The sequence below is a fragment of the Micromonospora sp. WMMD710 genome, assembly GCF_029626045.1.
Classification (GTDB): domain Bacteria; phylum Actinomycetota; class Actinomycetes; order Mycobacteriales; family Micromonosporaceae; genus Micromonospora.
Genome location: NZ_JARUBD010000001.1, coordinates 49,222 through 75,397 on the forward strand (window position 1 = coordinate 49,222; position 26,176 = coordinate 75,397).

Genomic DNA, 26,176 nt, shown 5'->3' on the forward strand with positions numbered 1-26,176 from the left:
TCCTCGCCTGCGGATCGTTGCCTGACGGCAAGCGTACCGAGGCCCTGTGACAGACGCCCAGCGTGCCGGGGACGGTCAGCCCGTGCGGGCCAGCCATCCGGCGGGCCGGGCGATGATGTGGCGGACCACCGAACCGGCGGCCCCGACCGCTGCGGCCTCCGCGCCGAGTGTCGAGGGCCGCACCGTGACCGGCGACCAGGCGGCGGTGAGCACCCGGGCGGCGACCTCGGTGAGCACCGGCGGGCACAGCCAGGGCGCCAGCGGGGCGTACCCGCCGCCGAGCACCACGGTGTCCAGGTCCAGCAAATTGACCACGCCGGCCACCGCGACACCGAGTGCCGTCCCGGCATCCTGCAGAGCCCGCAGCGCGTCCGCGTCGCCCGCCCCGGCCAGCTCGGCCAGCCGGGCCGTGGCGGTGTCGGCGGGCAGCTCCGCCCGGGCCAGCCCGGCGGCGGCCACGATCGCCTCCTGGCCGGCGTACTGCTCCAGGCAGCCCCGTCCGCCGCAGCGGCACGGGCGGCCCTGCGGGTGGACCGGCAGGTGCCCGATCTCGCCGCTCCAGCCGCGGACGCCGCGGAACAGGGCGCCGTCCAGCACGATCCCGGCGCCGATGCCGACCTCGCCGGAGATGTGCAGGAAGCTGGCCGGGCCGGGCGGTCGGGAGTGCAGCTCGCCGAGAGCGGCGAGGTTCGCCTCGTTGTCCACCACCAACGCCGGTACGCCGGGCACCTGCTCGGTCAGCGCCGGGTGCGCGGCGAGCAGCGCGGGCACCGCGACGTCGCGCCAGCCGAGGTTGGGTGCGAGCCGGACCAGCCCCGCGTCGTCCACCAGGCCGGGCACGGCGAGCGCGGCTCCGGCCAGGGTGAGGCCCTGCCGGGCGGCGTCGGTGCGGGCCTGGCCGGCCAGCTCGACCAGTCGGGCCAGGGCGTCGGCGGGAGCGACCGGGCGCAGGTCGGCCCGGTGCACCGTGCGGTGCCGGACCTGGCCGGCGAGGTCCACCACGCAGACCGCCAGGTAGTCGACGTTGACCTCCAGGCCGAGCCCGGCCGGTCCCTGGTCGGCCAGCACCAGTCCACGGGCCGGGCGGCCGGCGCCGGCCCGGGGGGCGGGGTCGGCCTCGTCGACGAGGCGGCCGGCGAGCAGGTCCTCGACCACCGCGGAGACGGTGGCCCGGGTCAGGCCGGTCGCCGTGGCCAGGTCGGCTCGGGACGGGGGGCGATCGGCGGCGGCGATCCGGCCGAGCACCAGGGCGAGGTTGAGTTCGCGCAGGCTGCCCTGTCGGACCGCGCCGGCCGGGGCGTGGGTGCGGATCACCCCTTGACAGTGCCATACGGTGGGCAAATAATTCAATCGCTGAACAAATAGCGGACACCACCACCCCGGAGGTTGCTCATGGCACCCCGTCCCACCCCCGCCGACAAGTTCTCCTTCGGGCTCTGGACCGTGGGCTGGCAGGCCCGCGACCCGTTCGGCGACGCGACCCGCCCCGAGCTCGACGCGGTCGAGGCGGTGCACCGGCTCGCCGAGCTGGGCGCGTACGGCATCACCTTCCACGACGACGACCTGATCCCGTTCGGGGCCGACGCCGCCACCCGCGACCAGCACATCGCCCGGTTCCGCAAGGCCCTCGACGAGACCGGCCTCGTGGTGCCGATGGTCACCACCAACCTCTTCACCCACCCGATCTTCAAGGACGGCGGCTTCACCAGCAACGACCGCGACGTCCGCCGCTACGCCCTGCGTAAGGTGCTGCGCAACGTCGACCTGGCCGCCGAGCTGGGCGCCAGCACGTTCGTCATGTGGGGTGGCCGCGAGGGCTCCGAGTACGACGTCGCCAAGGACGTCCGCGCCGCCCTGGACCGCTACCGCGAGGCCGTCGACCTGCTCACCCAGTACGTCATCGACAAGGGCTACAACCTGCGGTTCGCCCTGGAGCCCAAGCCCAACGAGCCGCGCGGCGACATCCTGCTGCCCACCATCGGGCACGCGCTCGGTTTCATCTCCCAGCTGGCCCACCCGGAGATGGTCGGCCTCAACCCCGAGGTCGGGCACGAGCAGATGGCCGGGCTCAACTACGCCCACGGCATCGCGCAGGCGCTCTGGCAGGGCAAGCTGTTCCACCTGGACCTCAACGGCCAGCGCGGCATCAAGTACGACCAGGACCTGGTCTTCGGCCACGGTGACCTGATGAACGCGTTCGCCCTGGTGGACCTCCTGGAGAACGGCAGCCCGAACGGCGGGCCGACCTACGACGGCCCCCGGCACTTCGACTACAAGCCCTCCCGGACCGAGGACATGGACGGGGTGTGGGCGTCGGCGGCTGCCAACATGAGCACGTACCTGCTGCTCAAGGAGCGGGCGGCGGCCTTCCGCGCCGACCCGGAGGTCGTCGAGGCGCTGGCCGCGAGCAAGGTCGGCGAGCTGAGCACGCCGACGCTCAACGACGGCGAGGGTTACGACGAGCTGCTCGCCGACCGGTCGGCGTTCGAGGATGTCGACGTGGACGCGGTGGCCGCCCGGGGCTTCGCCTTCGTCCGGCTCAACCAGCTCGCCGTCGAGCACCTGCTCGGCGCTCGCTGAGGCCGCGCCATGCCGCTGGTCGCGGGCGTCGACTCGTCCACACAGTCCTGCAAGGTGGTCATCCGGGACGCGGAGACCGGCGCCCTGCTCCGGCAGGGCCGGGCACCGCACCCGGACGGCACCGAGGTCGACCCGGAAGCCTGGTGGCAGGCGCTGCGCAGCGCCGCCGACCAGGCCGGCGGGTTGGCCGACGTGGCGGCGGTCTCGGTCGCCGGCCAGCAGCACGGCATGGTCTGCCTCGACGAGGACGGCCGGGTGGTCCGTCCGGCTCTGCTGTGGAACGACACCCGATCCGCTGACGCCGCCGCCGACCTGATCGAGGAGGCTGGCGGCGGCGCGGCGGGAGGTCGGTTCTGGGCCGAGGCCACCGGCAGCGTCCCGGTGGCCAGCTTCACCCTCACCAAGCTGCGCTGGCTGGCCCGGCACGAGCCGGAGCTGGCCGCCCGGGTCGCCGCCGTGTGCCTGCCGCACGACTGGCTGACCTGGCGGCTGGCCGGCGCACCGGGCCTGGGCGCGCTGCGTACCGACCGGGGTGATGCCAGCGGCACCAGCTACTGGTCGCCGGCCACCGGCGAGTATCGACTGGACCTGCTGGAGCAGGGCTTCGGTCGGCAGCTGATCGTGCCGGAGGTGCTCGGTCCGGCAGAGTCGGCGGGCAAGCTGGCCGACGAGTTGGGTGGGGCCGGTGGCGCGCTGCTCGGCGCGGGCACGGGCGACAATGCCGCCGCCGCGTTCGGCGTCGGTGCCGGCCCGGGTGACGTGATCGTGTCGATCGGCACCTCCGGCACCGTGTTCAGCGTCGCCGACGTGCCGGCGGCCGACGAGAGCGGCGCCGTGGCGGGCTTCGCCGACGCGTCCGGTCGGTTCCTCCCGCTGGTCGCCACGCTCAACGCCGCGCGGGTGCTGGACGCCGCCGCCGCGCTGCTCGGCGTCGGCCTGGACGAGCTGGCCGACCTGGCGCTCTCCGCGCCGGCCGGCGCGGACGGGCTGGTCATGGTGCCCTATCTGGAGGGGGAACGGACCCCGAACCGTCCGCTCGCCACCGGCGCGGTGCACGGGCTGACCCTGCGCACGTCAACCCCCGCGCACCTGGCCCGGGCCGCCGTGGAGGGCATGCTCTGCGCGCTCGCCGACGGCCTGGACGCGCTGAAGGCGCAGGGCGCCACCGCCCGCCGGGTCATCCTGATCGGCGGCGGGGCCCGGTCCGCCGCGGTCCGTCGGATCGCACCGCAGGTGTTCGGCTGCCCGGTGGTCGTCCCACCGGCCGGGGAGTATGTCGCCGACGGCGCCGCCCGGCAGGCCGCCTGGGTCGCGCTGGGCGGTCCGACGGCACCGGTCTGGGAGGTCAAGGGCACCGAGGAGTACGCGGCCGAGCCCGTGCCCGCCGTCCGGGAGCGGTACGCGGCGGCCCGTGGGCTGGTCCTCGACCGGCGCTGACCTCGACGCGCACCGATATGGTCGTTACCGTTTCGTAGCCGCACCGTTGGTCACCGCCCCGATCGGCGCTGCTCGGTGCCGTGGTCGGCCTGTTGGCCGGGATCTACCCGGCCCGGTGCGCCTCCCGGGTCGAGCCGATCGCCGCCCTGCGGACGGACGGGTGACAGGAGCACCCAGGTACGGCGTCGTCTGCCGCCTCTGGTTGGCTGCCGGTCATGACAGTTGCCAGGGGCGGGCCTCGGCGGGCCCGGGGCGGTGGCCGGGCGCACCGGTTGTACAGCGTCGTGGTGTTCGTGCTGCTCGCCGCACTGGACAACGTGGCGATCGGGCTGGTCCCGCCGCTGTACAAGCCGATCGCCGGCGCGTTCGACGTGTCGGAGCGGCTGCTCGGGCTCGTCACCGCGGTCAGCTTCCTGGTCAGCGCGGTGGCCGCGGTCGGCTGGGCGTACGTCGGTGACCGGACCAACCGCAAGCCGCTGCTCATGGTCGGCACGCTGCTCTGGGCGGCGGGCATCGGTGGCAGCGCGTTCGCCGGCGGGTACCTCACGTTCCTGGTCGCCCAACTCGTCGCGGCGGTCGGCCTCGGTGCCGTCGGTTCGGTGGGCTACTCGGTGGTCACCGACCTGATCTCACCAACCCGTCGAGGGCTGGTGATGAGCTTCTGGGGGCTGTCCCAGGGCGTCGGAACCCTGGCGGGAACGCTCGTCGGCGGGCTGCTCGGGGCCAGCGACTGGCGGCGGCCGTTCCTGCTGCTGACCGGTGTGGGCCTGGCCGCCACCCTGGCATACCTGTTCACCTACGACATCCGGCGGGGCCAGAGCGAACCGGAGCTGGCCGGGGCGTTGAACGCCGGCGCCGAGTACGACTACCGGATCAGCCGCGCCGACCTGCCGCGGATCCTCGCCCGGCGGACCAACCGGTGGCTGATCCTGCAGGGCCTGACCGCGCAGGCCGCCTTCGGCTCGCTGGTCTGGCTGCCGGTGCTGTTCGCCGAACGGGCCGAGGCCCAGGGCTACTCCGAGTCGACCGCAGTGGTGGTGGGCAGCGTCTTCGCCACGTTGTTCCAGCTCGGCGGGGTGCTCTCCATCGTGGGCGGGCTGGTCGGTGACGCCGTGCAACGGCGTACCCCTCGGGGCCGGGCGATGGTCGCGGCCGTCGGAATCCTCGCCGCGTTGCCGTTCTACCTGGTGTTGTTCTTCGTGCCGGTGACCATCGACGTGCCGGACGGCGCGGGCGGGGGCGCGGTGGTCGGTGCGGTGCTGGCCAGTGTGTTCACCGAACCATCGGTCGGGCTGAGCCTGCTCACCGCGATCGTGGCGCTCGCGCTGACCTCGGCCAACTCGCCGAACTGGTTCGCGCTGATCGCCGACGTGAACCCGCCGGAGCACCGGGGCACCGTCTACAGCCTGGGCAACCTGGTCAACGGGGTCGGTCGGGCGGCCGGCAACGGGTTGGTCGGGGCCGCCTTCCAGGGCCTGCGTACGGCGTTCCCACCGCCGTTGAACTTCGCCGTCGGGTTGGCCGCGTTCCAGCTCTTCTTCATTCCCACCGGCGTCATGTACTGGCTCGCCTCGCGGACGTCACCGGCGGATATCGAGAACGTGCACGACCTGCTGCACACCCGCGCCGACCGCCTCTGACCCCGCCTGCGGCGCGCACCGCCCGCCCGCCGGCCCGCGCGCGTCGCCGGACCCGCCCGTCAAGATCGCGCTATTTCCGTGTTCCAGTGGCCTCGCGCCGAATCGAGGCCACTACATCCTGGACGCAGCGCGATCTTGGCGCTCGGGCGCGGAGGTGCGGGAGCGGCACGAGGGTGGCCCGGCCGCGCGACGAGGGGCCGCCGCGCGCGTTCCGCGAAGGGTGCCAGTCGGCGGTCCGCCGACGTGATCCGTTTGCGACATCAACTCCAAAGCGAGCCGGCCCACCCCGCCGGCCCGCCCGTGAGCACGGGTCGGCGGGGCGGCGGGGTGGGCCGGATCGGGTCGGATCAGGTTGGGTCAGGTCGGATCAGGTCAGCCGCGCAGCCAGACGGTCACGTCGGTGGGGACCGCGCCGTCGTCGTCCAGCGGCGCGCTGGCGGCGAGCACCTCTGCGCCGGCCGGGACCGGCACCGGGGCGTCACCGAAGTTGGTGAGCACGGTCAGCTCGCCGTTGCGGAAGGTCAGCACCTCATCGCCGGAGGACAGCCACTCCAACGTCCCCCGGCCCAGCCCGTGGGCGCGGCGCAGCCGCAGCGCCGTGCGGTACAGCTCGTACGTCGAGCCGGGCACGCCGCGCTGCCGGTCCAGGGCGTACTCCGCCCAGAGCGAAGGCTGCGGCAGCCAGCTCGCGTCGGTCGGGCCGAAACCGTACGACGGGGCGTCGGCCTCCCACGGGATCGGCACCCGGCACCCGTCGCGGCCGCGTTGGGTGTGCCCACTGCGCACCCAGGTCGGGTCCTGCCGGGCCTCGTCCGGCAGCGTGGTGTGCTCGGGAAGCCCCAGCTCCTCGCCCTGGAAGAGGTACGCCGAACCGGGCAGGGCCAGCATCAGCAGGGTCGCTGCCCGGGCCCGGCGCAGGCCGAGCGCGGCGTCCGGCTGCGGGTCGCCGATGCCGATGCCATTGGGTCGGCCGCCGCCGATCGGCAGGCCCAGCCGGGACGCGTGCCGCACCACGTCGTGGTTGGACAGCACCCAGGTGGTGGGCGCGCCGACCGAGTCGGTCGCCTCCAACGAGCGGGTGATCACCGCGTACTGGGCCGGCGCGGTCCACGCGGCGAGCAGGTACTCGAAGTTGAACGCCTGGTGCATCTCGTCCGGGCGGACGTAGCGGGCCAGCCGCTCGGCCGGTTCCACCCACGCCTCGGCGACGAGCACCCGCTCACCGGCGTAGCTGTCCAGGACCTGCCGCCACTGCCGGTAGATCTCGTGCACGCCCTCCTGGTCCCACATCGGCGGGCGGGGCTTGTCCACCTCGTTGCCGGAGAGGATCTCCTGCGGCTCCTGCCAGTCGGCCAGGTCGGCCTGCTTGACCAGGCCGTGCGCCACGTCGACCCGGAAGCCGTCCACACCACGGTCCAGCCAGAACCGCAGCACGTCCAGGAACTCGGTGTGCACCTCCGGGTTGTCCCAGTTGAGGTCCGGCTGACCGGTGTCGAACAGGTGCAGGTACCACTGGCCGGGTCGCCCGTCCGGGTCGACCGTGCGCGTCCAGGCTGGACCGCCGAAGACGCTCTGCCAGTCGTTCGGCGGCTGGTCGCCGTCCGGGCCCAGGCCGTCCCGGAAGATGTACCGGGCGCGCTCCGGGCTGCCGGGGGCGGCCGACATCGCCGCCTGGAACCAGCGGTGCGCCGAGGACGTGTGGTTGGGCACGAGGTCCACGATCACCCGCAGGTTGCGGGACCGGGCCTCGGCGATCAGCTTGTCCGCGTCGGCGAGGGTACCGAACAGCGGGTCGATGTCGCGGTAGTCGGCCACGTCGTAGCCCGCGTCGGCCTGCGGCGACGGGTAGAAGGGGGAGAGCCACACCGCGTCCACGCCCAGCTCGACCAGGTGGTCGAGGCGGGCGGTGATGCCGGGCAGGTCACCGATTCCGTCGCCGTCCGAGTCAGCGAACGAGCGGGGGTAGATCTGGTAGATGGCGGCCTCGGTCCACCAGCCGGTGGCGGTCTGCTGCGTCGGATCGGTGTTCAGGGTCTTCTCCCGTGTCTTGCTGTGGTTGAGGTTCCAGTGTGCCCGGGGTCAGTGTGCCCGGGGTGGTGCGGTGGAGTCCCGGACGACCAGCCGGGTCGGCAGGATCACCGGTGTGTCGCGACCGGTGCCGCGCTGCCCGACGATCGGGCCGAGGGTACGGGCGCCGAGTGGGTCGAGGAGGATCCGCGCGGCCAGCCGGCCCTGCTCGGCGGCGGGTTGGGCGACGGTGCTGAGCCCGAGCACTCCCGCCAGGTCGTGGTCGTCGATGCCGATCACGCTGACGTCCTGCGGCACCCGCAGTCCGGCGTCCCGCAGCGCGGCCATGGCGCCCATCGCCATCTCGTCGGACGCCGCGACGATGGCGGTCGGTGGCGTACCTCGGGCCAGCAGCTCGGCGGTGGCCCGGGTGCCGCCGTCGATGGTGAATGACGACTCGATATCCAGGCTCGGGTCGAGGCGTAGACCCGCCGTCCGTAGCTCCGCCTGGTAGCCCCGGCGCCGATCGGCGTGGGCGGTGAAGACGAAGTGCTGGTCGGGGTCGCCGGAGATGTGTGCGATCCGGCGGTGGCCGAGGTCGAGCAGGTGCCGGGTGGCGGTGCGCGCGGCGGCCATGTCGTCGATGCGCACACACGGCCAAGTGGGCACTGTGGTGCCCGAGCTGATGGTCACGCCGGGCAGATCCAGGTTGGCCAGCGCGGTCAGGTCGGCCGGCCGCAGCGGCGTGGCGACCAGCATCACGGCGTCGACCCGCTTGTGCAGGTTCGCCGTCCGCAGCACCCGCTGGCGTACCTGTTCACGGCCGCCCAGGTTGTAGAGCAACAGGTCGTAGCCGGACTCGTGGAGGTACTCCTCGACCGCCTCGACGACGGTGCTGAAGAACCAGCGGGTGATCCGGGGGACCACCACCGCGACCGTGCCGGTCCGGCCACCGGCGAGCCGCGACGCGCTCGGCGACACCTCGTAGTCGAGTTGCTCGGCGGCGGCGAGCACCCTGCGCCGGGTGGCGGCCGAGACCGTCGGCAGTCCGCGCATCGCCCGCGAGACGGTGGCCGTGGAGACCCCGGCCAGCCGGGCGACATCATCAATCCTGGTCACGGTTCCCCCGCTCGGTGCCCGGCGCCCGCCGCCGCCCGAGGGGCCAGGCGGCGGCGGGCAAGCGGGTCAGCCCTTGACGCTGCCGGCGAGCAGACCTCGCACGAAGAAACGCTGCAGGGACAGGAAAACAACGAGGGGTACGACGATCGAGACGAACGCTCCGGCGGTCAACCGCTGCCACTCGTTGCCCCGGGTGCCGGCCATCTCAGCCAGCCGGACGGTGAGCGGGGCGGTCTCGTTGCCGCCACCGGCGAAGATCAGCGCCACCAGCAGGTCGTTCCAGACCCAGAGGAACTGGAAGATGCCGAACGCGGCCAGCGCCGGGGTGATCAGCGGCAGCACGATGGTGCGGAAGATCTTCGGGTGGGTGGCACCGTCGACCCGGGCCGCCTCCATCAGGTCTCCCGGGAGCTGCGCGATGAAGTTGTGCAGCAGGAAGACCGCGAACGGAAGCGCGAAGCAGGTGTGTGCGAACCACACCTGGGCGAACTTCTGCTCGTCGACCAGATCCCAGGCCGGCATCAGGGTGATGCCGCCGAGGGTCACGCCGGTGGAGAAGAACTTCAGCAGCGGCACCAGGGCCATCTGCAGCGGGACGATCTGCAACGCGAAGATCGCGATGTAGAGCCAGTCCCGACCTCGGAAGTTGATCCACGCCAGCGCGTACGCGGCCAGGGCCGCGAAGGCGAGCGGGAAGAGCACCGAGGGGATCGTGATCGCCAGCGAGTTGATGAAGTAGCTGGCGAGCTGCCCGGAGGACGACGACCGTCCGAACAGCACCTGCTGGTAGTTCTCCAGCGTGAACTGCGGGTTGGTGAACGCGGTCCACCAACCGGTCGTCTTGATGTCGTCCTCGGGCCGGATGGAGGAGATGAACAGACCGAAGGTTGGGATGGTCCAGACCACCGCGATGACGATCGAGACGAGCGTCGCGGTACGGCTGTTCAGGCGTTTGCGGACCCGAGCGGCGGTGGTGGACGGCGTGCCGTCGGTCTTCTGGGCGCCGGCGGCGACGGTCGGCGTTGCGGTCGTCATCTCAGCCCTCCCGCTGTTGACGGAGGTTGCGGATCTGGTAGATCACGACCGGGATGACCAGGATGAAGAGGAAGACCGCGAGTGCGGAGCCCTGCCCGTTCTGGCCGTACCGGAACGCCTGGTTGTACATCTCGCTGGCGATCACGCTGGTGTCGTAGTTGCCGTTGGTCGAGGTCCGGACGATGTCGAAGACCTTGAGCGTGGCGATCGTGAGCGTCACCACCACGACGATCAGCGCCGGCCGGATGCTCGGCATGGTGATCTGCCAGAACATCTGCCACGGGCTGACACCGTCGAGCCGGGCGGCCTCGACGATGTCGCCGGGGATCGCCTTGATCGCGGCGGAGAGCACCACCATGGCGAAACCGGCCTGGATCCACACCATGATGACGATCAGCAGCAGCGTGTTCAGGGGTGATTCCAACAGCCACTGCTTCGGCTCGCCGCCGAGGCTGACGACGATCTGGTTGAGCAGACCGATCTGGTCGCCCTCGCCGCGGTAGGCGTAGACGAACTTCCAGATGATGCTGGCGCCGACGAAGGAGATGGCCATCGGCAGGAAGATCAGTGACTTGGCCACCGCCTCGAACCGGGCCTTGTCCACCAGGACGGCGTAGATGAGACCGAACCCGGTCGCCACGAGCGGGACCAGGAGCACCCAGACCAGCGTGTTGATCAGGACCCGGACGATCGAGCTGTCGGAGAACATCCAGCCGTAGTTGCGCAGCCCCACCCAGTTGCTGCTGCTCCCGTCCATCAGGGACAGCAGCATGGTGCGGATGGCCGGGACGACGAGGCCGATGGTGAGCAGCAGCAGCGTCGGCAGCAGGAAGAAGAGCGCGAAGAGCCCTTCCCGCTGCTTGGGCCGGCGGGCCAGCGGCGTGCCGCTCACGGAGGCGGCGACGAGCTGAGCCTCCCGCCGCCGGGCGAACCAGGCCGGCACGACGTCGAGCAGCAGGAGCAGACCGCCCACCACCAGCACGAAGGCGACCAGCCCGTACATCAGCATAAGGAGCTTCGGCTGCTCATCGGCGAAGTCGAACTCCATCAACCCTCCCTTTCGGGTCCACCTCGGCCGGTGGCCCGGCCCGCGAACGCGGGCCGGGCCACCGCCGGGATCACTTAGGCCAGCTGCTCTCGATGCCCTGGAGCACCGGGGCGGTCTGCTTGCCGTTGAGCCACTCGACCATGCCCTTCCAGAACGTTCCCGCGCCGACGGCGGCCGGCATCAGGTCGGATCCGTCGAAGCGGAAGGTGCCGCTCTTGTCCTGCAGGATCTGGACGGAGAGCTTGTCGATCGGGCTGGCGACGTTGGCGATGTCCAGCTTGTTGTTCGCCGTGACCCAGTTGCCGAGCTTCGCGCGGCTGTTCACGTACTCGGCCGAGGCGAGGTACGTCTGCACCGCCTGCACCTCGGGACGGTCGGCGTAGGCGACGACGAACTCGCCAGCGCCCAGGACCGGCTTGCCCTTGGCCGCGTCGATGGCCGGGAAGTAGAACGCGAACGCGTCGCCGTCCTCGGCCACCTTGGTGCCCTCGGGGAACTGGTTGGCGTAGAAGGACGCCTGCCGGTGCATCGCGCACTTGCCGTTGGTGACCGGTACGCCCGCCTCCTGGAAGGAGGTGGTGGTGATGCTCTTGACGCCGCCGAAGCCGCCGTTGACGTACTTCTCGTTCTTGAGGATCGTGCCGGCGCGGTCGACCGCGTCGACGATCTTCGGGTCGTTGAACGGGATGGCGTGGGTGGTCCACTGGTCGTAGACCTCGGGGCCCTGCGTACGCAGGATCACGTCCTCGATCCAGTCGGTGGCCGGCCAGCCGGTGGCGTCACCGGACTCGACGCCCACGCACCACGGCTTCATGCCGCTGGCGGCGATCTTGTCGCTCAGGGCGATGAGCTGGTCCCAGCTGGTCGGAACCTCCCAACCCTTCTCCTTGAACGTCTTCGGCGAGTACCAGACGAAGGACTTCACGTTGGCGCCGAGCGGCACGCCGTAGAGCGTCCCGTTGACGGTGCCGTACTTCAGCCAGTCGGCCGGCATGTTCTGCTCGGCCAGGGCCTTGGTGTCGGCGCTGAGGGACTTCAGCTTGCCGGCGTCCGCGAAGCGCTTCACGAGGCCCGGCTGGGGCACGAAGGCGATGTCGGGGGCGTTGCCGCCGTCGACCCGGACGGGGAGCTGGGCCTCGAACTCGCCGCTGCCCTCGTAGGCGATCTCGATGCCGGTGCAGTCCGTGAACTGCGACCACGACCGCTCCAGCAGGTCGGCCTCCGCGTCACGGATGGACGCGTAGATGGAGACCTTCTTGCCGTCGTTGCCCTGGTACTTCTCGTATGCGGCACACTCCGCGGAGCCCGCCTTGTCACTCTTCTTGTCGTCGCCGGTACCGCAAGCGGTGGCGCTGAGCGCCAGCCCGAGTACACCGGCGATCACGAAGGCCTGGCGTGGTCTGGTAAAGACCGCCATGCCGTCCTCCTTCCTAGCCGGCGCGGTCGTGCTGATGACCCGTCGCCGGTCCGATTGGGCGTGCACACATGTAAGCGCTTGCATCCGGTCCGGTCCACCCCCTGTCAGACACGAGCGAGTAACAATCCGGAAACCTCCGGGCTGCCTGGTGGGCGCGCTCCCGGGCCAGATCTTCGACTCTTTCGAAGAATGACGATATCTGTCAGGCTAGGACAGCCCCATCGAAGGTTTTCGACATAGGAGGAGCTGTATGCGCAAGCGGTGGATCAGCCTGCTGGTGACCGGTCTGCTCGTCGGGGGAGCGCTCGTGCCCGCGAGCCCCGCGCTCGCCGCACCGACCTTCAAGGTGCCGTTCCCGTGCGGCCAGTCCTGGTCCGGGCAGACCCGGTCGGACCACAGCCCGGCGTATGCCGTCGACTTCAACCGCACCGACGACCTCGGTGACCCGGTGGTCGCCAGCGCTCCCGGCACGGTCGACCGGGTGACCGACCTCGGCGGCACGAGCTATGGCAAATACGTCCGGATCAACCACGGTGGCGGTTACAGCACCTACTACGCACACCTCAACGGCTTCAACGTCTCGGTGGGGCAGACGGTCGGCTACGGCAAGGTGCTCGGCTGGGTGGGCAGCACCGGCGGATCGACCGGCCCCCACCTGCACTACGAGCAGCGCCTCAACGGCAGCGACATCCAGGTCCGCTTCAACGGCACCCTCGGCCTGTACTGGGGCACCAAGACCTACACCAGCGACAACGGGTGCTCCTCGGGCAGCGGCAACGGCACGGTCGACACCAGCGGCACGGCGTTGACCGTCCGCTCCGGCCCCGGCACCGGGTACGCCTCGGTGGGCACCGTCGCCGACGGCACCCGGGTGACCATCGCCTGCCAGACCAGCGGCACGACGGTCACCGGCACGTACGGCACCAGCTCGATCTGGGACCGGATCGGCACCGGGCGCTACATCGCCGACGCGTACGTCTACACCGGGTACGACGGCTACATCCCGAACGTGCCCCGCTGCTGACCGGCTGACGACCACGGTCCCCGGCGGGCGGCGCCGCCGGGGCCCGTTCGGTCAGGCGTTCAGCCGCCAGATCGACAGGTTCAGCGCGGCGGCGAAGGTGACCCACACCCAGTAGGGCAGCAGCAGCGCCGCCGCGACCCGGGACACCCGGGCGAACAGCACCACGGTCAGGCCGATCGCCAGCCACATCACCACGATCTCGGCGAACGCCAGCCCGTACCGCCCCGCGCCGAAGAACAGCGGGGTCCAGATCGCGTTGAGCGCCAGTTGGGCGGTCCACGCCCAGAGGGCGCCGGCGAAGCCGACCCGTCGCCACACCAGCCAGCCGGCCACCGCGATCAGCGCGTAGAGCAGCGTCCAGACCGGGCCGAACAGCCACGAGGGCGGTGCCCAGTCGGGCTGCCGCAGGCTCGCGTACTCGTCGCTGGTGCCCTGGACCCCCAGGCCACCGATCGCGGCCGCGACGAAGACCGCCGCCGCGAAGCCGGCGAGGGTCCACCACGAGCGCCGGCCGAAGGCGGTCGCCCCGTCCTGAGATCTCTCCATGGTCGAGATATTTCCCGGCGGCTACTGCTCAAACCCGCGCACAAAAAAGCGCCGGGGCCGCTGCGGCCGGTGCTTCTGTCGGGAGGACGAAGCTCCGGTCGCGGCGACCCCGACGGGTCCCGGTGTCGTGCGGATGTTCGAACGTCAATTGAAGATGCTGACACCACCCGGGCCGACCAACAGCCCGACAACGATGAGGACGATGCCCCACAGGATCTGCCGGCGGAACAGCGCGAGGATGCCGGCGACCACGAGTACGACTGCGAGAATCCAGAGAATCAGCTCCATGACCTCTGACTACCCGACTGGCCGATCGGGGAAACCTGGTCGGTATCACGTTGATCGCCGACGTGGAAGACGCTGTACGCCTGCTTGATCACGGGGTGGGCGACGTTGCGGACGCGGACACCTCCAGGGGTGGTGCCACGCTCGGTCCCGGCGTGCGCGTGCCCGTGCAGGGCGAGCGCCGTGGGCGCCGAGTCGATCGCCTGCCCCAGCTGGTACGACCCGAGGAACGGATAGATCTCCAGCGGCTCCCCGGCCAGCGTGTCCGGCACGGGGGAGTAGTGGGTGAGCGCGACGAGCATGTCGCAGTCCAGCGAACGGAGCGCCGTGCCGAGGCGGTCGGCGCTGTCGTTGGTGGTCCGGACGAACGCCTTCATCTCCGGCTCGCCGAAGTCACTGGCGCAGCGCCCGGCGAACCCGCCGCCGAAGCCCTTGACCCCGGCGATGCCCAGCCGCCCGCCCGCGCAGTCCAGCACCACGCCGTTGCCCTCCAGCACCGTGATGCCCGCATCCTCGAGCACCTTGACCACCTGTGGCACCTGGTCACACTGGTGGTCGTGGTTGCCGAGCACGGTCACCACCGGCACGGCCAACCCACCGAACTCCTGTGCCACGCAGCGCGCCTCGGCCTCGGTGCCGTGCCGGGTCAGGTCCCCGGCCAGCAGCAGCACGTCGGCGCACTCCGGCAGCTCCTCCAACGCGGGACGGAACCGGCCGACGACGTCCTCGTCCAGATGCACGTCGCCCACGGCGGCGATCCGGATCACCATGGAACCTCCTTCAGGGCAGTTGCTCGATCTCCGTGGGCGCCTGGGCGCGGATCACACCGATGTCGCTGGTGATCGGCACGTCCGGGAAGCGCTCGGACACGCGGCGCAGGATCTCCTCCCGCCGGTGCGGGCTCTCCACCTCGCCGTAGAGCACGATGGCGCGTTCCCGGCGGACCACGGTGATCCCCTGCTCGGCGACGGCGGGGTCCTCGGCGAGCAGTCGCTGGATCTCGGCTTCGACGTACTCGTCCGGTGGCCCGGCGCCGATGTCGCGATGGTGGGTCACGATGTCCCCTCTCCTGCCGGGGTGCCGGCCGTCGGCACCACCTCCAGCCGGTCCAGCAGCACCAGGAACGCCTCGGCGTACGGCGAGTGCTGCGTCTCCTTGCGTACCCGTTCCCAGTCGATCTGCTCCCGTAGCGACCGGGCCAGTGGCAGGCCGCGGGCGAAGTCGCAGTAGTGCTGCGAGAAGCTCAGCAGCTTGTGCACCATCAACTGGGTGGCGGACAGGACCGGCATGTGAATCGCGTCCACCGGCCGGACGACCGTGTCGGCGAACGTCTCCTCGGTCACCGGCGTCTCGATCGGCCGGTGGATCAGATCCACCATCCGTCCGTCGTCGAAGACCTTCACCAGCCAGTCCTCCGGGGGGCGCTCGGCGATGAAGCCGGCGGCCACCAGGGCCTCGAGGGACCGCTCCACGTCGGCCTCCCGGATGAGGAAGTCGACGTCGTGGTCGCTGGAGTGGCCGCCGTGGGCGTACACGGCGAAGCTGCCGCCCAGGGCGAACGGGATCTCGGACTGCTTGAGCACGGCGGCGACCTTCTTGAGGGTGTGCACCAGACTCTCGTCCCCGCGCTCAGCCATCTGGATCTCCCGTCGGTCGTGTTGGTGGACAGGCGGTTGGTTTGAAACTCCGGTACCCGGCATTCCGGTCGGCCACACCTGCCCGCGTCGCGATAGGGTGCCAACCGGGATGAAGCGGAAGAAACCTCGCGGAGCACGTGCGTCGGTCGGATAACCTGTCGAGGGTGGCCAGATCATCGGGGATGCGACGCGGCAGGGCCCGGTTGCGCACCGTCGCCCTGATCGGCATCGACGGTTCGGGCAAGACCACGCAGGCACACCGGCTGGCCGACGCGCTGAACGCGGCCGGTCGTCCCGCCACGTACCGCCGCAACGCCAGCGGACGTCGGTGGCTCGGTCGGGTCGCCAACCGGCTCGGCCGTCCGGACGCCCAGCGGCTCGTCGGGCGCGACGGCGTGCTGGCGGTGGAGTCCGTGCTGCGCTGGCTCGCCATCGCCGTCGCCCTGCTCACCTGCCTGCTCACCGGCCGTACGGCGGTGATGGACCGCTACTCGGCCTGCCAGTACGCCAGCATCCGGGCGCACGGCGGGCACCGTTGGGAGCGGCTGGCCCGGGCCGGCTACCGGCTGTTCCCGACGCCGCAGGTGACGTTCCTGCTGGCCGTCGACCCGGCGGAGGCGTACCGGCGCATCGAGGAGCGCGGCACCGACCACGAGACGATCAGCTGGCTGACCGCGGCGGACACCGCCTACCGGACCCTGCCCGAGTACCCGAGCTTCGTGCTGGTGGACGCGGGCCGCCCGGCCGAGGAGGTGACCGAGCAGATTCAGGCCCACCTGGCGACCTGGCTGCCGTCGGGTGCCCGCCCCGACCTCACCCGGCCACCGTCCGACGTGCCGCCGCCCGCGCCGGCCCCGTCCGAACCGCCGCCCCCCAGGTCGGCGCCGTCGGATCTGCCGACGCGCGGTGGCCCCGGCCCGTTGGTGGCTCAGGCCCGCCCGTAGACCGGAACGGTGGCGCCGCTGGTCGGAGCGGACTCCGGCGACGCGAGGAAGCGGATCACCGGCGCGATCTCGGCCGGGGTGACCCAGCGGGAGTGGTCGGCGGTGGGCTGGGCGGCCCGGTTGGCCGGCGTGTCGATGACGCTGGGCAGCACGGTGTTGCAGCGCACGCCGCGGGACCGGTACTCGACCGCGACGGCGTTGGCGAAGGCCAGCACCGCCGCCTTGGCGGTGACGTAGCCGGCCGCTCCGGCGAACGGGGTGACCGCCGCGCGGGCCGAGACGCAGACCACCGCGCCGCCGCCGGCCGCCACCAGGTGCGGCAGCGCGGCCTGGGTGATCAGGTAGGTGGGCCGCAGGTTGACGGTGAGCATCCGCTCGAACTCCTCGACCGGTGTCTCGTGGACCAGACCGCCGCTGGCGTACCCCCCGACCAGGTTGACCACCGCCCGCAGCGGCGCCGCCGGCTCACCGGTGGCGGCCTCGACGGCCCGCGCCGCGCCGGCCGGATCGGCCAGGTCCGCGATGACCCGGACCAGCCCGTCCGCCGCCGGCTCCGACCCGGGCCGGGCTTCCCGCTGCGGTACGACCACCCGCCAGCCCGCCTCCACGAACGAGGCGACGACCGCCCCGCCGAGCCCGCCGGTGCCTCCGGTCACGACTACGCTGCGCTCCGCCATGCGGCACACGCTAGCGCCCGCTCCGGCGGCTCGTCGGCCGACCGGTGCTCTGCCCAGAGCAGAGTGGTTGGCCGAATCGCCCGCCGGCGGCGCAGGATCGGCGGATGCGGATCCTGATTCTCGGTGGCACCCGGTTCCTTGGCCGGGCGGTGGCTCACCTCGCCGTCGCGCAGGGCCACGAGGTGACCTGCGCGGCCCGGGGCGTGTCCGGCGTCGCGCCGGCCGGGGCACGGTTCGTGCCGGTCGACCGCGACGACCCCGAGGCGCTGGTGTCGCTCGCCGGCGACGGCGTCGACGCGGTGGTGGACGTGACCCGCCAGGTCAGTCACGCCCGGCACGCGCTCACCGCGCTGGCCGACCACGTCGGTCACTGGTCGTTCGTGTCGACCACCTCGGTGTACGCCGACAACAGCACGCCGGGTCAGACCGTGGCGGACGCGCCGGTGCTGCCACCCGCCCCGTCGGATGTGGACGCTCCGGTCGGCCCGGACCACCGCTGGTACGGGGAGTGCAAGGTCAGCATCGAGCGGCTGGTCCGGGAGCGGATGGGCGAGGACCGCTCGTTCATCTGCCGGGCGGGGCTGCTCGTCGGTGCCGAGGACCCGAGCGACCGCTTCCCGTACTGGGTGCGTCGGCTGGCGACCGGTGGGGAGGTGCTCGCGCCCGGACGGCCCACCGACCGGGTGCAGTTCGTGGACGTCGCCGACCTCGCCGGCTGGTTGCTGCACGCCGCCGGCACCCGCCTGGCCGGCACGTACGACGGCATCGGCGCGGCGATGTCCCGGGCCGATCTGCTGAGCGGCGTGGCCGCCGGGCTGGGTGTCGCCGAACCGCACCTCACCTGGGTCGAGCAGGACTTCCTGGTGGCCCGCGACGTCCGTGAGTGGTCGGGGGAGCGGGCGCTGCCGCTCTGGGTGCGACTGCCGGAGTGGGCTGGCCTGATGGACCGCGATGTCCGTCCGGCGCTGGACGCGGGGCTGACGGTCCGTCCGTTGTCCGACACCGTTCGGGCGACCGCGTCCTGGATGGCATCGTCGCCGGACGCCGTACGGCAGGGTGGACTCGACCCGGTGGATGAGGCGGCGGTCCTCCGGGAGTGGGAGGCTGTGCGCAACGCGTGAATCCGGTCGGCGACACTTTCCCTCACCACAGACCGTCATGGTTGACGCTCACGCCTCGTGAAAGTAAGTTTCATCCGTGGCGAAGAGTCCGAAGATTTCTGCGAGTCACGAGCCCGGTGGGCTGATCGTTCACATCAGCGGGCTGTTGCCGTCGCTGTCGCCCGCCGAGCAGCGGGTCGCCCGGCTGGTCGTGTCCGACCCGGCCGCCGCGGCCCGGCGGACCATCACCGACCTCGCCACCGCAGCCGAGACATCGGAGGCGACCGTCATCCGGTTCTGCCGCTCGGTCGGCATGGACGGCTACCCGCAACTGCGCATCCGGCTCGCCGCCGAGGCCGCCCGCCGCATCGAACCGCCGGACGCCCGGGTGGTCGGCGGCGACATTCCACCCGGCGCCGACCTCGCCCAGATCATCGCCACCATCGCGTTCAACGACGCCCGCGCGGTCGAGGAGACGGCCGAGCAACTCGACCCGGCCGTCTGTGAGCAGGTGGTCGAGGCGATCAGCGGCGCCGGCCGGATCGACATCTACGGCGCCGGCGCCAGCGGGTTCGTCGCCTCCGACTTCCAGCAGAAGCTGCACCGCATCGGCCGGATCGCCTTCTACTTCCCGGACGTGCACACCGCGCTGACCTCCGCCGCGCTCCTCGGCCGGGGCGACGTGGCGGTGGGCATCTCGCACACCGGCACCACATCCGACGTCATCGAGGTGCTGGAACAGGCCCGGACGCGCGGCGCCGTCACCGTGGCGCTGACCAACTTCCCCCGCTCGCCGATCACCGAGGTCGCCGACTTCGTGCTGACCACCGCGGCCCGGGAGACCACCTACCGCTCCGGCGCGACCGCCAGCCGGCTCGCCCAGCTCACCGTGGTCGACTGCCTCTTCGTCGGCGTGGCCGCCCGCAACCGGTCCCGGGCCCGCAAGGCCCTCGAGGCGACCGCCGAGGCGGTCCAGTCGCACCGGGTGGGTGCCAACCGGAGGCGGGCATGACGGCCGGTGGGGTGGAGCCGGACGAGGACAAGCCCGCACCGCCCGCCCGCCCGACGGTTCGGGTGGGCGCTCCCACCGAACGGCGTAACCCGCTCAGCGTCGACCTCGACCTGATGTCGACCCGGGACGTCCTCACCGTGATCAACGAGGCCGACCGGCGGGTGCCCGCGGCGGTCGCCGCGGTGCTCGACGAGATCGCCACCACGGTCGATCTGGCGGTCGACGCGCTGCGCGGCGGCCACCGGGTGCACTACTTCGGCGCCGGCACCTCCGGCCGGCTGGGCGTCCTCGACGCGGCCGAACTCGCACCCACCTTCAACTCTCCCCGGCACTGGTTCTGCGCCCACCTGGCGGGCGGTCCGGACGCCATGTGGCGGGCCGTGGAGGACGCCGAGGACGACGACCGGGGCGGCGCGGTGGAGGCCGCCGGGTGTGTCCGCGCCGGTGACCTGGTGGTCGGTCTGGCGGCCAGCGGGCGCACCCCGTACGTCCTCGGGGCGCTCGCCACGTCCCGCGCCAGGGGTGCCTCGACGGTGCTCCTCTGCGCGAATCCGGAGGCGGAGGCGGCCCGGTCGGTCGACGTGTTCATCGGGGTGGACACCGGACCCGAGGTGGTCACCGGATCGACCCGGATGAAGGCGGGCACCGCGCAGAAGTTGGTGCTCAACACGTTCTCGACCGCCGTCATGGTGCGCCTGGGACGGGTCTACTCGAACCTCATGATCGATATGGTGGCCACCAACGCGAAGCTTCGCGGACGAATGATCTCGATCCTGGTCGAGGCCGCCGGTTGCTCCGAGGAGGTCTCCCGGCGGGCCCTCACCGAGGCCGACGGCGACCTGAAGACCGCGCTGGTCTCCCTGGTCTCCGGCGCCGAGGTCGACGCCGCCCGGGCCGCCCTGGCCCGCTCAGCCGACCAGGTGCGCGGCGCGCTCGCCCTGCTCGCCTCCTAGCCTCCGCACCACGGGAAGCGAACGGGGCTCCGGATTGTTCATCTGGCCGGGGGGTAATAACACCCCGTGGATGAACCGACCGGTCCACCGGTGCGTGTCTGACAGTGACCAGGATCGCACCACGGTGGTGACCCGGGTCGCTGTGCCCCCGCGGCGGGCGGTGTTGCCATGGTGCGGGCGGTGTGCGATTCGTCGACCGCCAACCCGTACGTGGTGCCCAGCGGCGAGCCACCCGGCGGGGTGCTGACAGCAAACATGGACCGTGCTCTCAGCTACTACTCAGGCATTCGTGACACTTTCGACTCACGACATGGAATCCCCGACACGTCTCATCTGTTGTGTAGGTGTCAGCACCGATGGGCACAACGGAAGTTACCAGGGGCTGACGGACGTGGGGAATGGCAAGGAACCGGGCAACCGGCGCGAGCGAGGGGACCGTGGGCAACGTGGACAAGAACATCGGCATGCGAACCGACGAGGTTGCCGAGGAGCGCGACCTGGTCGGCGTCTACCTGCACGAGATCTCCCGGACGCCACTGCTGGACGCCGCCAAGGAGGTCGATCTCTCCAAGGCGATCGAGGCCGGCCTCTACGCCGAGCACCTGCTCGGTGAGGATGCCGTTCCCGCCGGTGTCGACCGGGACGACCTGGATCGGCTGGTCGTCGAGGGCGAGCGGGCGAAGGACCTCTTCATCCGTGCCAACCTGCGACTGGTCGTGTCGATCGCCCGCCGGTACGTGCGCTCGGGTATGCCCATGCTGGACCTGATCCAGGAGGGCAACACCGGCCTCGTCCGCGCGGTCGAGAAGTTCGACTACGAACGTGGCTACAAGTTCTCCACCTACGCCACCTGGTGGATCCGCCAGGCCATCAGCCGGGCGATCGCCCAGCAGGAGCGCACCGTCCGTCTGCCGGTGCACCTGGTGGAGGACGTCAACCGGATGCGCAACGTGACCCGGCAGCTCACCCGTGAGCTGGGCAGCGACCCGGAGCCGGAGCAGATCGCCGCGTCGCTCGGCGTCACCGTCGAGCGCGTCAACGAGCTGCGCCGCTGGTCGCAGGACACTGTCTCGCTGGACACCCCGGTCGGCGACGACGGCGACACGAACCTCGGCGACCTGGTCGCCGACAGCGACGCGCCGTCGCCGGAGGACATCGTCCTCAGCGGCCTGGAGCGGCAGCGCATCGAAGGGCTGCTCAACCACCTCGACGACCGGTCGGCCGGCATCATGCGGGCCCGCTACGGGCTGGAGGACGGCCGGGAGCACTCGCTGACCGAGGTCGCGTCCCGGTTCTCGCTGTCCCGCGAGCGGATCCGGCAGTTGGAGATCCAGGCCCTCGGCCGGCTCCGTGAGCTGGCCCGGGCGGAGGGGCTGCAGGCGGCCTGACCTGGTAGTAATGACGGCGAACGGCCGGCGTCCGATAGGGGGACGCCGGCCGTTCGCCGTTCGCGCTACCGGACCCGGCCGTAGCCCTGGATCGGCATCATGTTCATCCCGCGCTTGAGCACGTTGCGGCCGGCGCTCGGCGCGTCGATCACCTGACCGTCACCCACGTACAGGGCGACGTGGCCGAGCCCGCTGTAGAAGATCAGGTCTCCTGGGCGCAGGTCGCCCCGACCGATGTGGGTGACCGCGCCCCACTGCATCCGGGCGTTGTGCGGCAGTGACTTCCCGGCCGCCCGCCACGCCGCCGAGGTCAGCCCCGAACAGTCGTAGCCGTCCGGTCCGTCGCTCGCCCAGATGTACGGCTTGCCCAACGCGCCGAACGCGTAGCGCACCGCGACCCCGGCGCCGCCGGCCACCGCCGGCACGTTCTTGGCCTCGGTCGTCGCGGCCCTGGGTTCGGGTCGTTCGGTGGCCGCGCCGTACGCCTGACGCCGCAGCTCGTACAGCTTCGCCAGGTTCTGCTCGATCTGCTTCCGGCCCGCCGCGAGTTGGCGGGCCTGTGCGGCCTGCCGGGTCAGCGTGGCGTCCAGGCGGGCCTTCTCGTCGAGCAGCTGCCGCTGGTTGGCGGTGAAGCCGGAGATGCGCTCCTGCCGTTGGCGGGTCAGCTGGTCGAGGGCGCCGAGTCGGTCCAGCAGGGCGGCCGAGCCGCCGGGACGCAGCAGTGCGTCCGCGGTCCGCAGGCTGCCGTTCTTGTACGCCGTGCTCGCCAGCTCGGCGACGTCGGCCCGGCTCTGTTCGGTCTGCTGTTCCAGGGGGCCGATCCGGGCCTGTAATCGGGCCACCGCGGCCTCGTTGGTCTTGATCTCCTCGCGGAGCTTGTTGTACGCCTCGACGACCCGCTCCAACTCACCCGAGGACGCCTCGATCCGGCGGGTCGGGTCGGCGGGGGACGGTTCGGCGCGAGCCACCGCCGAGGGGGCGATCAGCGCGGCCGACATGCCGGCCAGCGCCACGGTACGCAGCAGGTTTCTCAGGGATGACAAGAGCGGAATGCCCCTCTCCCACGGGCCGCCGTCGGCTGCTGACGCCTTCGGCGGCACCAGCCGGGGCCACCCGGGTGGATGGCGCTGGGCCGGACCGGCTCGCCCAACCTAACCCGGGACGGTTGTCACGCGCAGTTGAAGCAGGGGCGAATGTTGGCAAAGTGGCGCGTCGGGCGGGTGCGCTCGGTGACTCCCTCGTGGCTGCTGACACTCGCCGGGCGAGGTTCGCGTCCTCTTAGTGACCGACTGACGGATATGCGACTTTCGTCGTTCCCGACGTATGCCGCCGGATAGCTGCGCTCCATAACCGATAAAAGCTGAAATGGATGCTGTTTCCTGGCGATGTCCCCCGGGCGGGTGACCTGTCGGGAGCCGGTAAATGCCCTGGTGAGCTGGCGGTGCCCCAACACAATGAAGGCCGGAGCCGGGATTCCCGCCGGCAGGCAGCGATGCCGGAACGGCGGGACAACCCGACGAACCGCCCCACGGGAGGAACCGTGAATCGTGAAGGCGCAAAGACGCGACCCCCGCGAACGGTGCCCGGTGCCCGGTCGACCCTGCTCTACGCCCGACCCGGCATCGTCGTGACCGTCGACCGGTTCACCGTCGGCGGCACCAGCTACCGGGTCGCCGACCTGACCCATCTCCGCACCACCAGAGGGCCGCACGACCGGATCGCCGTCCGGGCCGTCGTCATCACCGCCAGCATGCTCGGCGGCGTCGGGCTGCTGCTCGGCTTCACCGGCGGCCTGCAACGGCTGACCGCCGGGGCGTACCTCATCCTCGGGGCGGTGTTCCTGCTACCGGCGGCGCTCGCCCTGGTCGGCGATCGGTGGCGCCCGCCGCCGTACGAGTTGTGGGGGTGGCACCGGGGAGCCGAGACGCTGCTGTTCAGTTCTGACGATGAGCGGCAGTTCGGGCAGGTCACCCGCGCGCTGCTGCGCGCGCGGGAGGTCAACCAGTACGGCGGCTGGGTCGATCCGCTCGCCTCCGCCAATCCGTGGCGGCCGAACCGCTGACCCGGTCGAGGATCCGTACCCGTTGAGGACTCGCCCCAGGGTGGGCCGCTCACCGTCAGCGCGGGAGAGCCGGCTCCGGGGTCCGCTCCTGCTGCGGGGCGGCCACCCAGGCGCTGACCCGACGCTCGGCGTAGAACGAGACGAACGGCACGGTGCCGGCCAGCATCACCAGCAGCATCCGCTTCAGCGGCCAGTCGGCCCGACGACTCAGGTCGAAGGCGGCCACCAGGTAGATCATGTAGAGGAAGCCGTGCGCCGGCCCGACCGTCTCCACCACGACCGGGTTGTCGAACCCGTACTTCAGTGGCATACCGACCACGACCAGCAGGATCAGCACGACGCCCACGATCCAGGCGATCACGCGGTATCGGGTAAGGGCAGCGCCCACCTTCGTCCGTCCTTCCGAGCCCGGCCTCAGCCGGAGTAGTCACCGGGCCGGGCGCCCGGATTGGCGTTCAACCATGACAGGTAGTGGTTGTAGGCGGCCAGGTCCGAGTCGTCGACGGCCTCGCCGCCGGCCGGCACCCGGGACACCCGCACCGGCCGTCGTACCGCCGGTCGGGACCCGGCGGTGACGACCGGCTCAGGCTCGGTGGCCGGTGCGGCCGGCGGGGCGTCGGGCTCCGCCGCGCGCCGACGGGCCAACTTCACCTCGCGCCACCACACGTAGACCACGAAGCCGGCGAAGATCGGCCACTCGACCGCGTACCCCCAGCTCAGACTGTTGCCGGCGGTGGCCCGGCTGATCTGCCACCAACCCAGCCCGAGGAAGCCCACGACCAGCACGACCATGGCCACGTGACGTGCGATCCACGCCGGGGTCCAGAGCCACCTCATGACGTCGAGGGTACCGGGAACGACGCCGGTCTCCGACACGGTGTCGTAGTTGTCGCGCGGCCGGGAGGGTTTGGCGTCACCCGGTGTGGGCATCCGTCTAGACGCCAGCCCAAACGAGACCAGGGGGGCGATGATGACCGGATCGGTACGCGAGGACGGATTTGCGTCCAGCGGCAGCACGGACATGAGCCCGGAGCAGCGGGTGCCCGAGTGGGGCGGCGACCACCTCGCCGACCCGACCGGCGCCGAACTCGACGGCGACACGCTCGACGGCGACACGCTCGGCGTCGACCCGACGGAGCTGACCGACGAGGATCTGATCCGCGAGATGCACAGCCTGCACCGGACCCGGCTGGACACCCTGCGGCACGCCGCCGACTCGGCGCTCGCCAACCACCTGCGGCGTACGGCGGAACTGGAGACCGAGTACCTGGCCCGGCACCCCGGCCGGGAGGTCGACCCCGGCCGCCTGCGGGACGCGTGATGCCGGCGCGCGCCGTGCGCGGCATGTCCGCGCCACCCGAGGTGGTCTTCAACACGGCCACCGACCCCGCCCGCGCCTCGGCCTGGCTCCCGGAGGCACTGCGCGGCGACGGCAGTCCAGCCGCCGAGATCAACGGCGAGGAGCTGCGGGCCCGCTGGAACGGTGCCGCGCACTGGTCCGCGGAGATCCAGGTGGACCCGGCGGACTCCGGCGGTGCCCGGATCCAGCTCGACCTGGCCGACGGGTCCGACGGGCCGGCCCCGGACCAGCTCGTCGACGAGGCACTGACCAACCTGATCCGCGAGGTCGCGGACAACCTCCAGGCCGGCTGAGACCGCCGCCGGCCGCACCGGGCGCCCGCCCCCGCACACCACGACCTGGGAGGAGACCGCGTGACCGACACTGGCCTGCGAGAGAAGGCGGTACGGCTACGCCGCGCGTACGCGCCGCACGAGCATCGGCCGCTCGGCGGCTACCTGGCCGCGATGGGCACCTACGCCGGCGTGACCGGGGTGCTCGCCGGCCTGGTCAAGGCGACCGGGCGGCCGGTGCCCGAGCGTCCCGCCCCGGCCGACGTGGTGCTGCTCTCCATCGCCACGCACAAGCTCAGCCGCCTGCTCTCCAAGGACGCCGTGACCAGCCCGTTGCGGGCTCCGTTCACCCGCTACGACCGGCCGATCGGCAGCGGCGAGGTGATGGAGCAGGTCCGCGACTCGGGCAGCCCCACCCGGCACGCCATCGGCGAGCTGCTCAGCTGCCCGTTCTGCCTGGCGGTCTGGGTGGCCACCGGGCTGACCGGCGGTTTGGTGCTCGCGCCCCGGCTGACCCGACTGGTGGCCACGGCGCTCACCGCGGTCGCCGCGTCCGACTTCCTCCAGATGGCGTACGCGGCCGCCCAGCAGGCCGCGGAGGGCGGCCACGACGACGAGGACTGACGAGCGGAC

General features: G+C 71.7%; 28 protein-coding genes. 13 read left to right on the top strand and 15 right to left on the bottom strand.

Annotation, left to right across the window (positions count from 1 at the left end; translation table 11 throughout):
• Positions 1 to 75: 75 nt before the first annotated feature.
• Positions 76 to 1,314 carry an ROK family transcriptional regulator gene (locus tag O7620_RS00250; RefSeq protein ID WP_278121109.1) on the bottom strand — a complete coding sequence of 413 codons (1,239 nt, stop codon included), beginning with the start codon at positions 1,312 to 1,314 and terminating at the stop codon, positions 76 to 78.
• Between the two features lie 78 nt (positions 1,315 to 1,392).
• Between O7620_RS00250 and xylA the strand changes: the two genes are divergently transcribed.
• The 3 genes from xylA to O7620_RS00265 all read left to right on the top strand — a co-directional run bounded on the left by xylA (position 1,393) and on the right by O7620_RS00265 (position 5,657).
• Positions 1,393 to 2,580, top strand: a complete 1,188-nt coding sequence (xylA, locus tag O7620_RS00255; RefSeq protein WP_151490026.1) for a xylose isomerase — start codon at positions 1,393 to 1,395, stop codon at positions 2,578 to 2,580.
• 9 nt (positions 2,581 to 2,589) lie between these two features.
• Positions 2,590 to 4,017, top strand: a complete 1,428-nt coding sequence (xylB, locus tag O7620_RS00260; RefSeq protein ID WP_278121111.1) for a xylulokinase — start codon at positions 2,590 to 2,592, stop codon at positions 4,015 to 4,017.
• Between the two features lie 215 nt (positions 4,018 to 4,232).
• Entirely contained in the window at positions 4,233 to 5,657 is a 1,425-nt protein-coding gene (locus O7620_RS00265; protein ID WP_278121113.1) for an MFS transporter, read from the top strand.
• Positions 5,658 to 6,029: 372 nt separating this feature from the next.
• Here O7620_RS00265 and O7620_RS00270 read toward each other — a convergent pair whose 3' ends face one another.
• The 5 genes from O7620_RS00270 to O7620_RS00290 form a co-directional block, all read right to left on the bottom strand.
• Positions 6,030 to 7,688: a glycoside hydrolase family 13 protein gene (locus O7620_RS00270; RefSeq protein WP_278126781.1), complete on the bottom strand. Its 1,659-nt coding sequence runs from the start codon at positions 7,686 to 7,688 to the stop codon at positions 6,030 to 6,032.
• A 48-nt stretch (positions 7,689 to 7,736) separates the two neighbouring features.
• The gene (locus O7620_RS00275; protein WP_278121115.1) at positions 7,737 to 8,783 is read right to left on the bottom strand and encodes a LacI family DNA-binding transcriptional regulator; all 1,047 of its coding nucleotides are present in this window, start codon (positions 8,781 to 8,783) and stop codon (positions 7,737 to 7,739) included.
• Between the two features lie 66 nt (positions 8,784 to 8,849).
• Complete coding sequence (locus O7620_RS00280) at positions 8,850 to 9,818, bottom strand: carbohydrate ABC transporter permease (protein WP_278121116.1); 969 nt, start codon at positions 9,816 to 9,818, stop codon at positions 8,850 to 8,852.
• A gap of 1 nt (position 9,819) precedes the next feature.
• Positions 9,820 to 10,866 (bottom strand): sugar ABC transporter permease, encoded by a 1,047-nt coding sequence (locus O7620_RS00285; RefSeq protein ID WP_278121118.1) that lies wholly within the window; start codon positions 10,864 to 10,866, stop codon positions 9,820 to 9,822.
• Between the two features lie 70 nt (positions 10,867 to 10,936).
• Positions 10,937 to 12,283, bottom strand: a complete 1,347-nt coding sequence (locus O7620_RS00290; RefSeq protein ID WP_278121120.1) for an ABC transporter substrate-binding protein — start codon at positions 12,281 to 12,283, stop codon at positions 10,937 to 10,939.
• A gap of 250 nt (positions 12,284 to 12,533) precedes the next feature.
• Here O7620_RS00290 and O7620_RS00295 point away from each other — a divergent pair, with 250 nt between their 5' ends.
• Positions 12,534 to 13,307 carry a peptidoglycan DD-metalloendopeptidase family protein gene (locus O7620_RS00295; RefSeq protein ID WP_278121122.1) on the top strand — a complete coding sequence of 258 codons (774 nt, stop codon included), beginning with the start codon at positions 12,534 to 12,536 and terminating at the stop codon, positions 13,305 to 13,307.
• A 51-nt stretch (positions 13,308 to 13,358) separates the two neighbouring features.
• On the opposite strand, the gene O7620_RS00300 is transcribed toward O7620_RS00295, so the two are convergent.
• From O7620_RS00300 to O7620_RS00320, 5 genes are all read right to left on the bottom strand, one after another.
• The gene (locus O7620_RS00300) at positions 13,359 to 13,853 is read right to left on the bottom strand and encodes a TspO/MBR family protein (protein ID WP_278121124.1); all 495 of its coding nucleotides are present in this window, start codon (positions 13,851 to 13,853) and stop codon (positions 13,359 to 13,361) included.
• 144 nt (positions 13,854 to 13,997) lie between these two features.
• The gene (locus O7620_RS00305) at positions 13,998 to 14,141 is read right to left on the bottom strand and encodes a GPGG-motif small membrane protein (RefSeq protein ID WP_007464364.1); all 144 of its coding nucleotides are present in this window, start codon (positions 14,139 to 14,141) and stop codon (positions 13,998 to 14,000) included.
• Positions 14,132 to 14,908 carry a metallophosphoesterase gene (locus O7620_RS00310; RefSeq protein WP_151490601.1) on the bottom strand — a complete coding sequence of 259 codons (777 nt, stop codon included), beginning with the start codon at positions 14,906 to 14,908 and terminating at the stop codon, positions 14,132 to 14,134. Before O7620_RS00310 ends, O7620_RS00305 begins: the two co-directional genes overlap by 10 nt.
• Before the next feature lie 10 nt (positions 14,909 to 14,918).
• A complete protein-coding gene (locus O7620_RS00315) occupies positions 14,919 to 15,194 on the bottom strand; it encodes a hypothetical protein (protein WP_151490602.1) in 276 nt (91 codons plus the stop codon).
• Positions 15,191 to 15,952, bottom strand: coding sequence for a nucleotidyltransferase family protein (locus tag O7620_RS00320; protein WP_347403745.1), 762 nt, complete (start codon positions 15,950 to 15,952; stop codon positions 15,191 to 15,193). Before O7620_RS00320 ends, O7620_RS00315 begins: the two co-directional genes overlap by 4 nt.
• A 5-nt stretch (positions 15,953 to 15,957) precedes the next feature.
• On the opposite strand from O7620_RS00320, the gene O7620_RS00325 reads away from it, so the two are divergent.
• Entirely contained in the window at positions 15,958 to 16,719 is a 762-nt protein-coding gene (locus O7620_RS00325; RefSeq protein ID WP_278126783.1) for a dTMP kinase, read from the top strand.
• Here the strand turns inward: O7620_RS00325 and O7620_RS00330 are convergent.
• Entirely contained in the window at positions 16,704 to 17,396 is a 693-nt protein-coding gene (locus O7620_RS00330) for an SDR family NAD(P)-dependent oxidoreductase (protein ID WP_278121136.1), read from the bottom strand. The genes O7620_RS00325 and O7620_RS00330 overlap by 16 nt on opposite strands.
• A gap of 104 nt (positions 17,397 to 17,500) precedes the next feature.
• On the opposite strand from O7620_RS00330, the gene O7620_RS00335 reads away from it, so the two are divergent.
• The 4 genes from O7620_RS00335 to O7620_RS00350 all read left to right on the top strand — a co-directional run bounded on the left by O7620_RS00335 (position 17,501) and on the right by O7620_RS00350 (position 21,849).
• On the top strand, positions 17,501 to 18,517 hold the full coding sequence (locus O7620_RS00335) for an NAD-dependent epimerase/dehydratase family protein (RefSeq protein WP_278121138.1): 1,017 nt from the start codon (positions 17,501 to 17,503) through the stop codon (positions 18,515 to 18,517).
• A gap of 76 nt (positions 18,518 to 18,593) precedes the next feature.
• Entirely contained in the window at positions 18,594 to 19,508 is a 915-nt protein-coding gene (locus O7620_RS00340; protein ID WP_151490606.1) for a MurR/RpiR family transcriptional regulator, read from the top strand.
• Positions 19,505 to 20,461 carry an N-acetylmuramic acid 6-phosphate etherase gene (locus O7620_RS00345; protein WP_278121140.1) on the top strand — a complete coding sequence of 319 codons (957 nt, stop codon included), beginning with the start codon at positions 19,505 to 19,507 and terminating at the stop codon, positions 20,459 to 20,461. The genes O7620_RS00340 and O7620_RS00345 overlap by 4 nt, the downstream gene beginning before the upstream one ends.
• Before the next feature lie 398 nt (positions 20,462 to 20,859).
• Positions 20,860 to 21,849: a sigma-70 family RNA polymerase sigma factor gene (locus O7620_RS00350; protein WP_151490607.1), complete on the top strand. Its 990-nt coding sequence runs from the start codon at positions 20,860 to 20,862 to the stop codon at positions 21,847 to 21,849.
• 65 nt (positions 21,850 to 21,914) lie between these two features.
• Here the strand turns inward: O7620_RS00350 and O7620_RS00355 are convergent, their stop codons facing one another.
• A complete protein-coding gene (locus tag O7620_RS00355) occupies positions 21,915 to 22,892 on the bottom strand; it encodes a C40 family peptidase (RefSeq protein ID WP_278121142.1) in 978 nt (325 codons plus the stop codon).
• A 497-nt stretch (positions 22,893 to 23,389) separates the two neighbouring features.
• On the opposite strand from O7620_RS00355, the gene O7620_RS00360 reads away from it, so the two are divergent.
• Complete coding sequence (locus O7620_RS00360) at positions 23,390 to 23,911, top strand: DUF6232 family protein (RefSeq protein ID WP_278121144.1); 522 nt, start codon at positions 23,390 to 23,392, stop codon at positions 23,909 to 23,911.
• 55 nt (positions 23,912 to 23,966) lie between these two features.
• On the opposite strand, the gene O7620_RS00365 is transcribed toward O7620_RS00360, so the two are convergent.
• Both O7620_RS00365 and O7620_RS00370 read right to left on the bottom strand, forming a co-directional pair.
• A complete protein-coding gene (locus tag O7620_RS00365) occupies positions 23,967 to 24,299 on the bottom strand; it encodes a DUF3817 domain-containing protein (RefSeq protein WP_151490609.1) in 333 nt (110 codons plus the stop codon).
• Positions 24,300 to 24,325: 26 nt separating this feature from the next.
• Positions 24,326 to 24,748: a hypothetical protein gene (locus tag O7620_RS00370; protein WP_278121147.1), complete on the bottom strand. Its 423-nt coding sequence runs from the start codon at positions 24,746 to 24,748 to the stop codon at positions 24,326 to 24,328.
• Positions 24,749 to 24,878: 130 nt separating this feature from the next.
• Here O7620_RS00370 and O7620_RS00375 point away from each other — a divergent pair, with 130 nt between their 5' ends.
• From O7620_RS00375 to O7620_RS00385, 3 genes are read left to right on the top strand one after another with little or no spacing between them, the layout of a single operon-like run.
• Positions 24,879 to 25,232 carry a DUF6158 family protein gene (locus tag O7620_RS00375; RefSeq protein WP_151490610.1) on the top strand — a complete coding sequence of 118 codons (354 nt, stop codon included), beginning with the start codon at positions 24,879 to 24,881 and terminating at the stop codon, positions 25,230 to 25,232.
• The gene (locus tag O7620_RS00380; protein WP_151490611.1) at positions 25,232 to 25,564 is read left to right on the top strand and encodes a hypothetical protein; all 333 of its coding nucleotides are present in this window, start codon (positions 25,232 to 25,234) and stop codon (positions 25,562 to 25,564) included. The genes O7620_RS00375 and O7620_RS00380 overlap by 1 nt, the downstream gene beginning before the upstream one ends.
• Positions 25,565 to 25,624: 60 nt before the next feature.
• Positions 25,625 to 26,167 carry a DUF1360 domain-containing protein gene (locus O7620_RS00385; protein ID WP_151490612.1) on the top strand — a complete coding sequence of 181 codons (543 nt, stop codon included), beginning with the start codon at positions 25,625 to 25,627 and terminating at the stop codon, positions 26,165 to 26,167.
• Positions 26,168 to 26,176 lie beyond the last annotated feature (9 nt).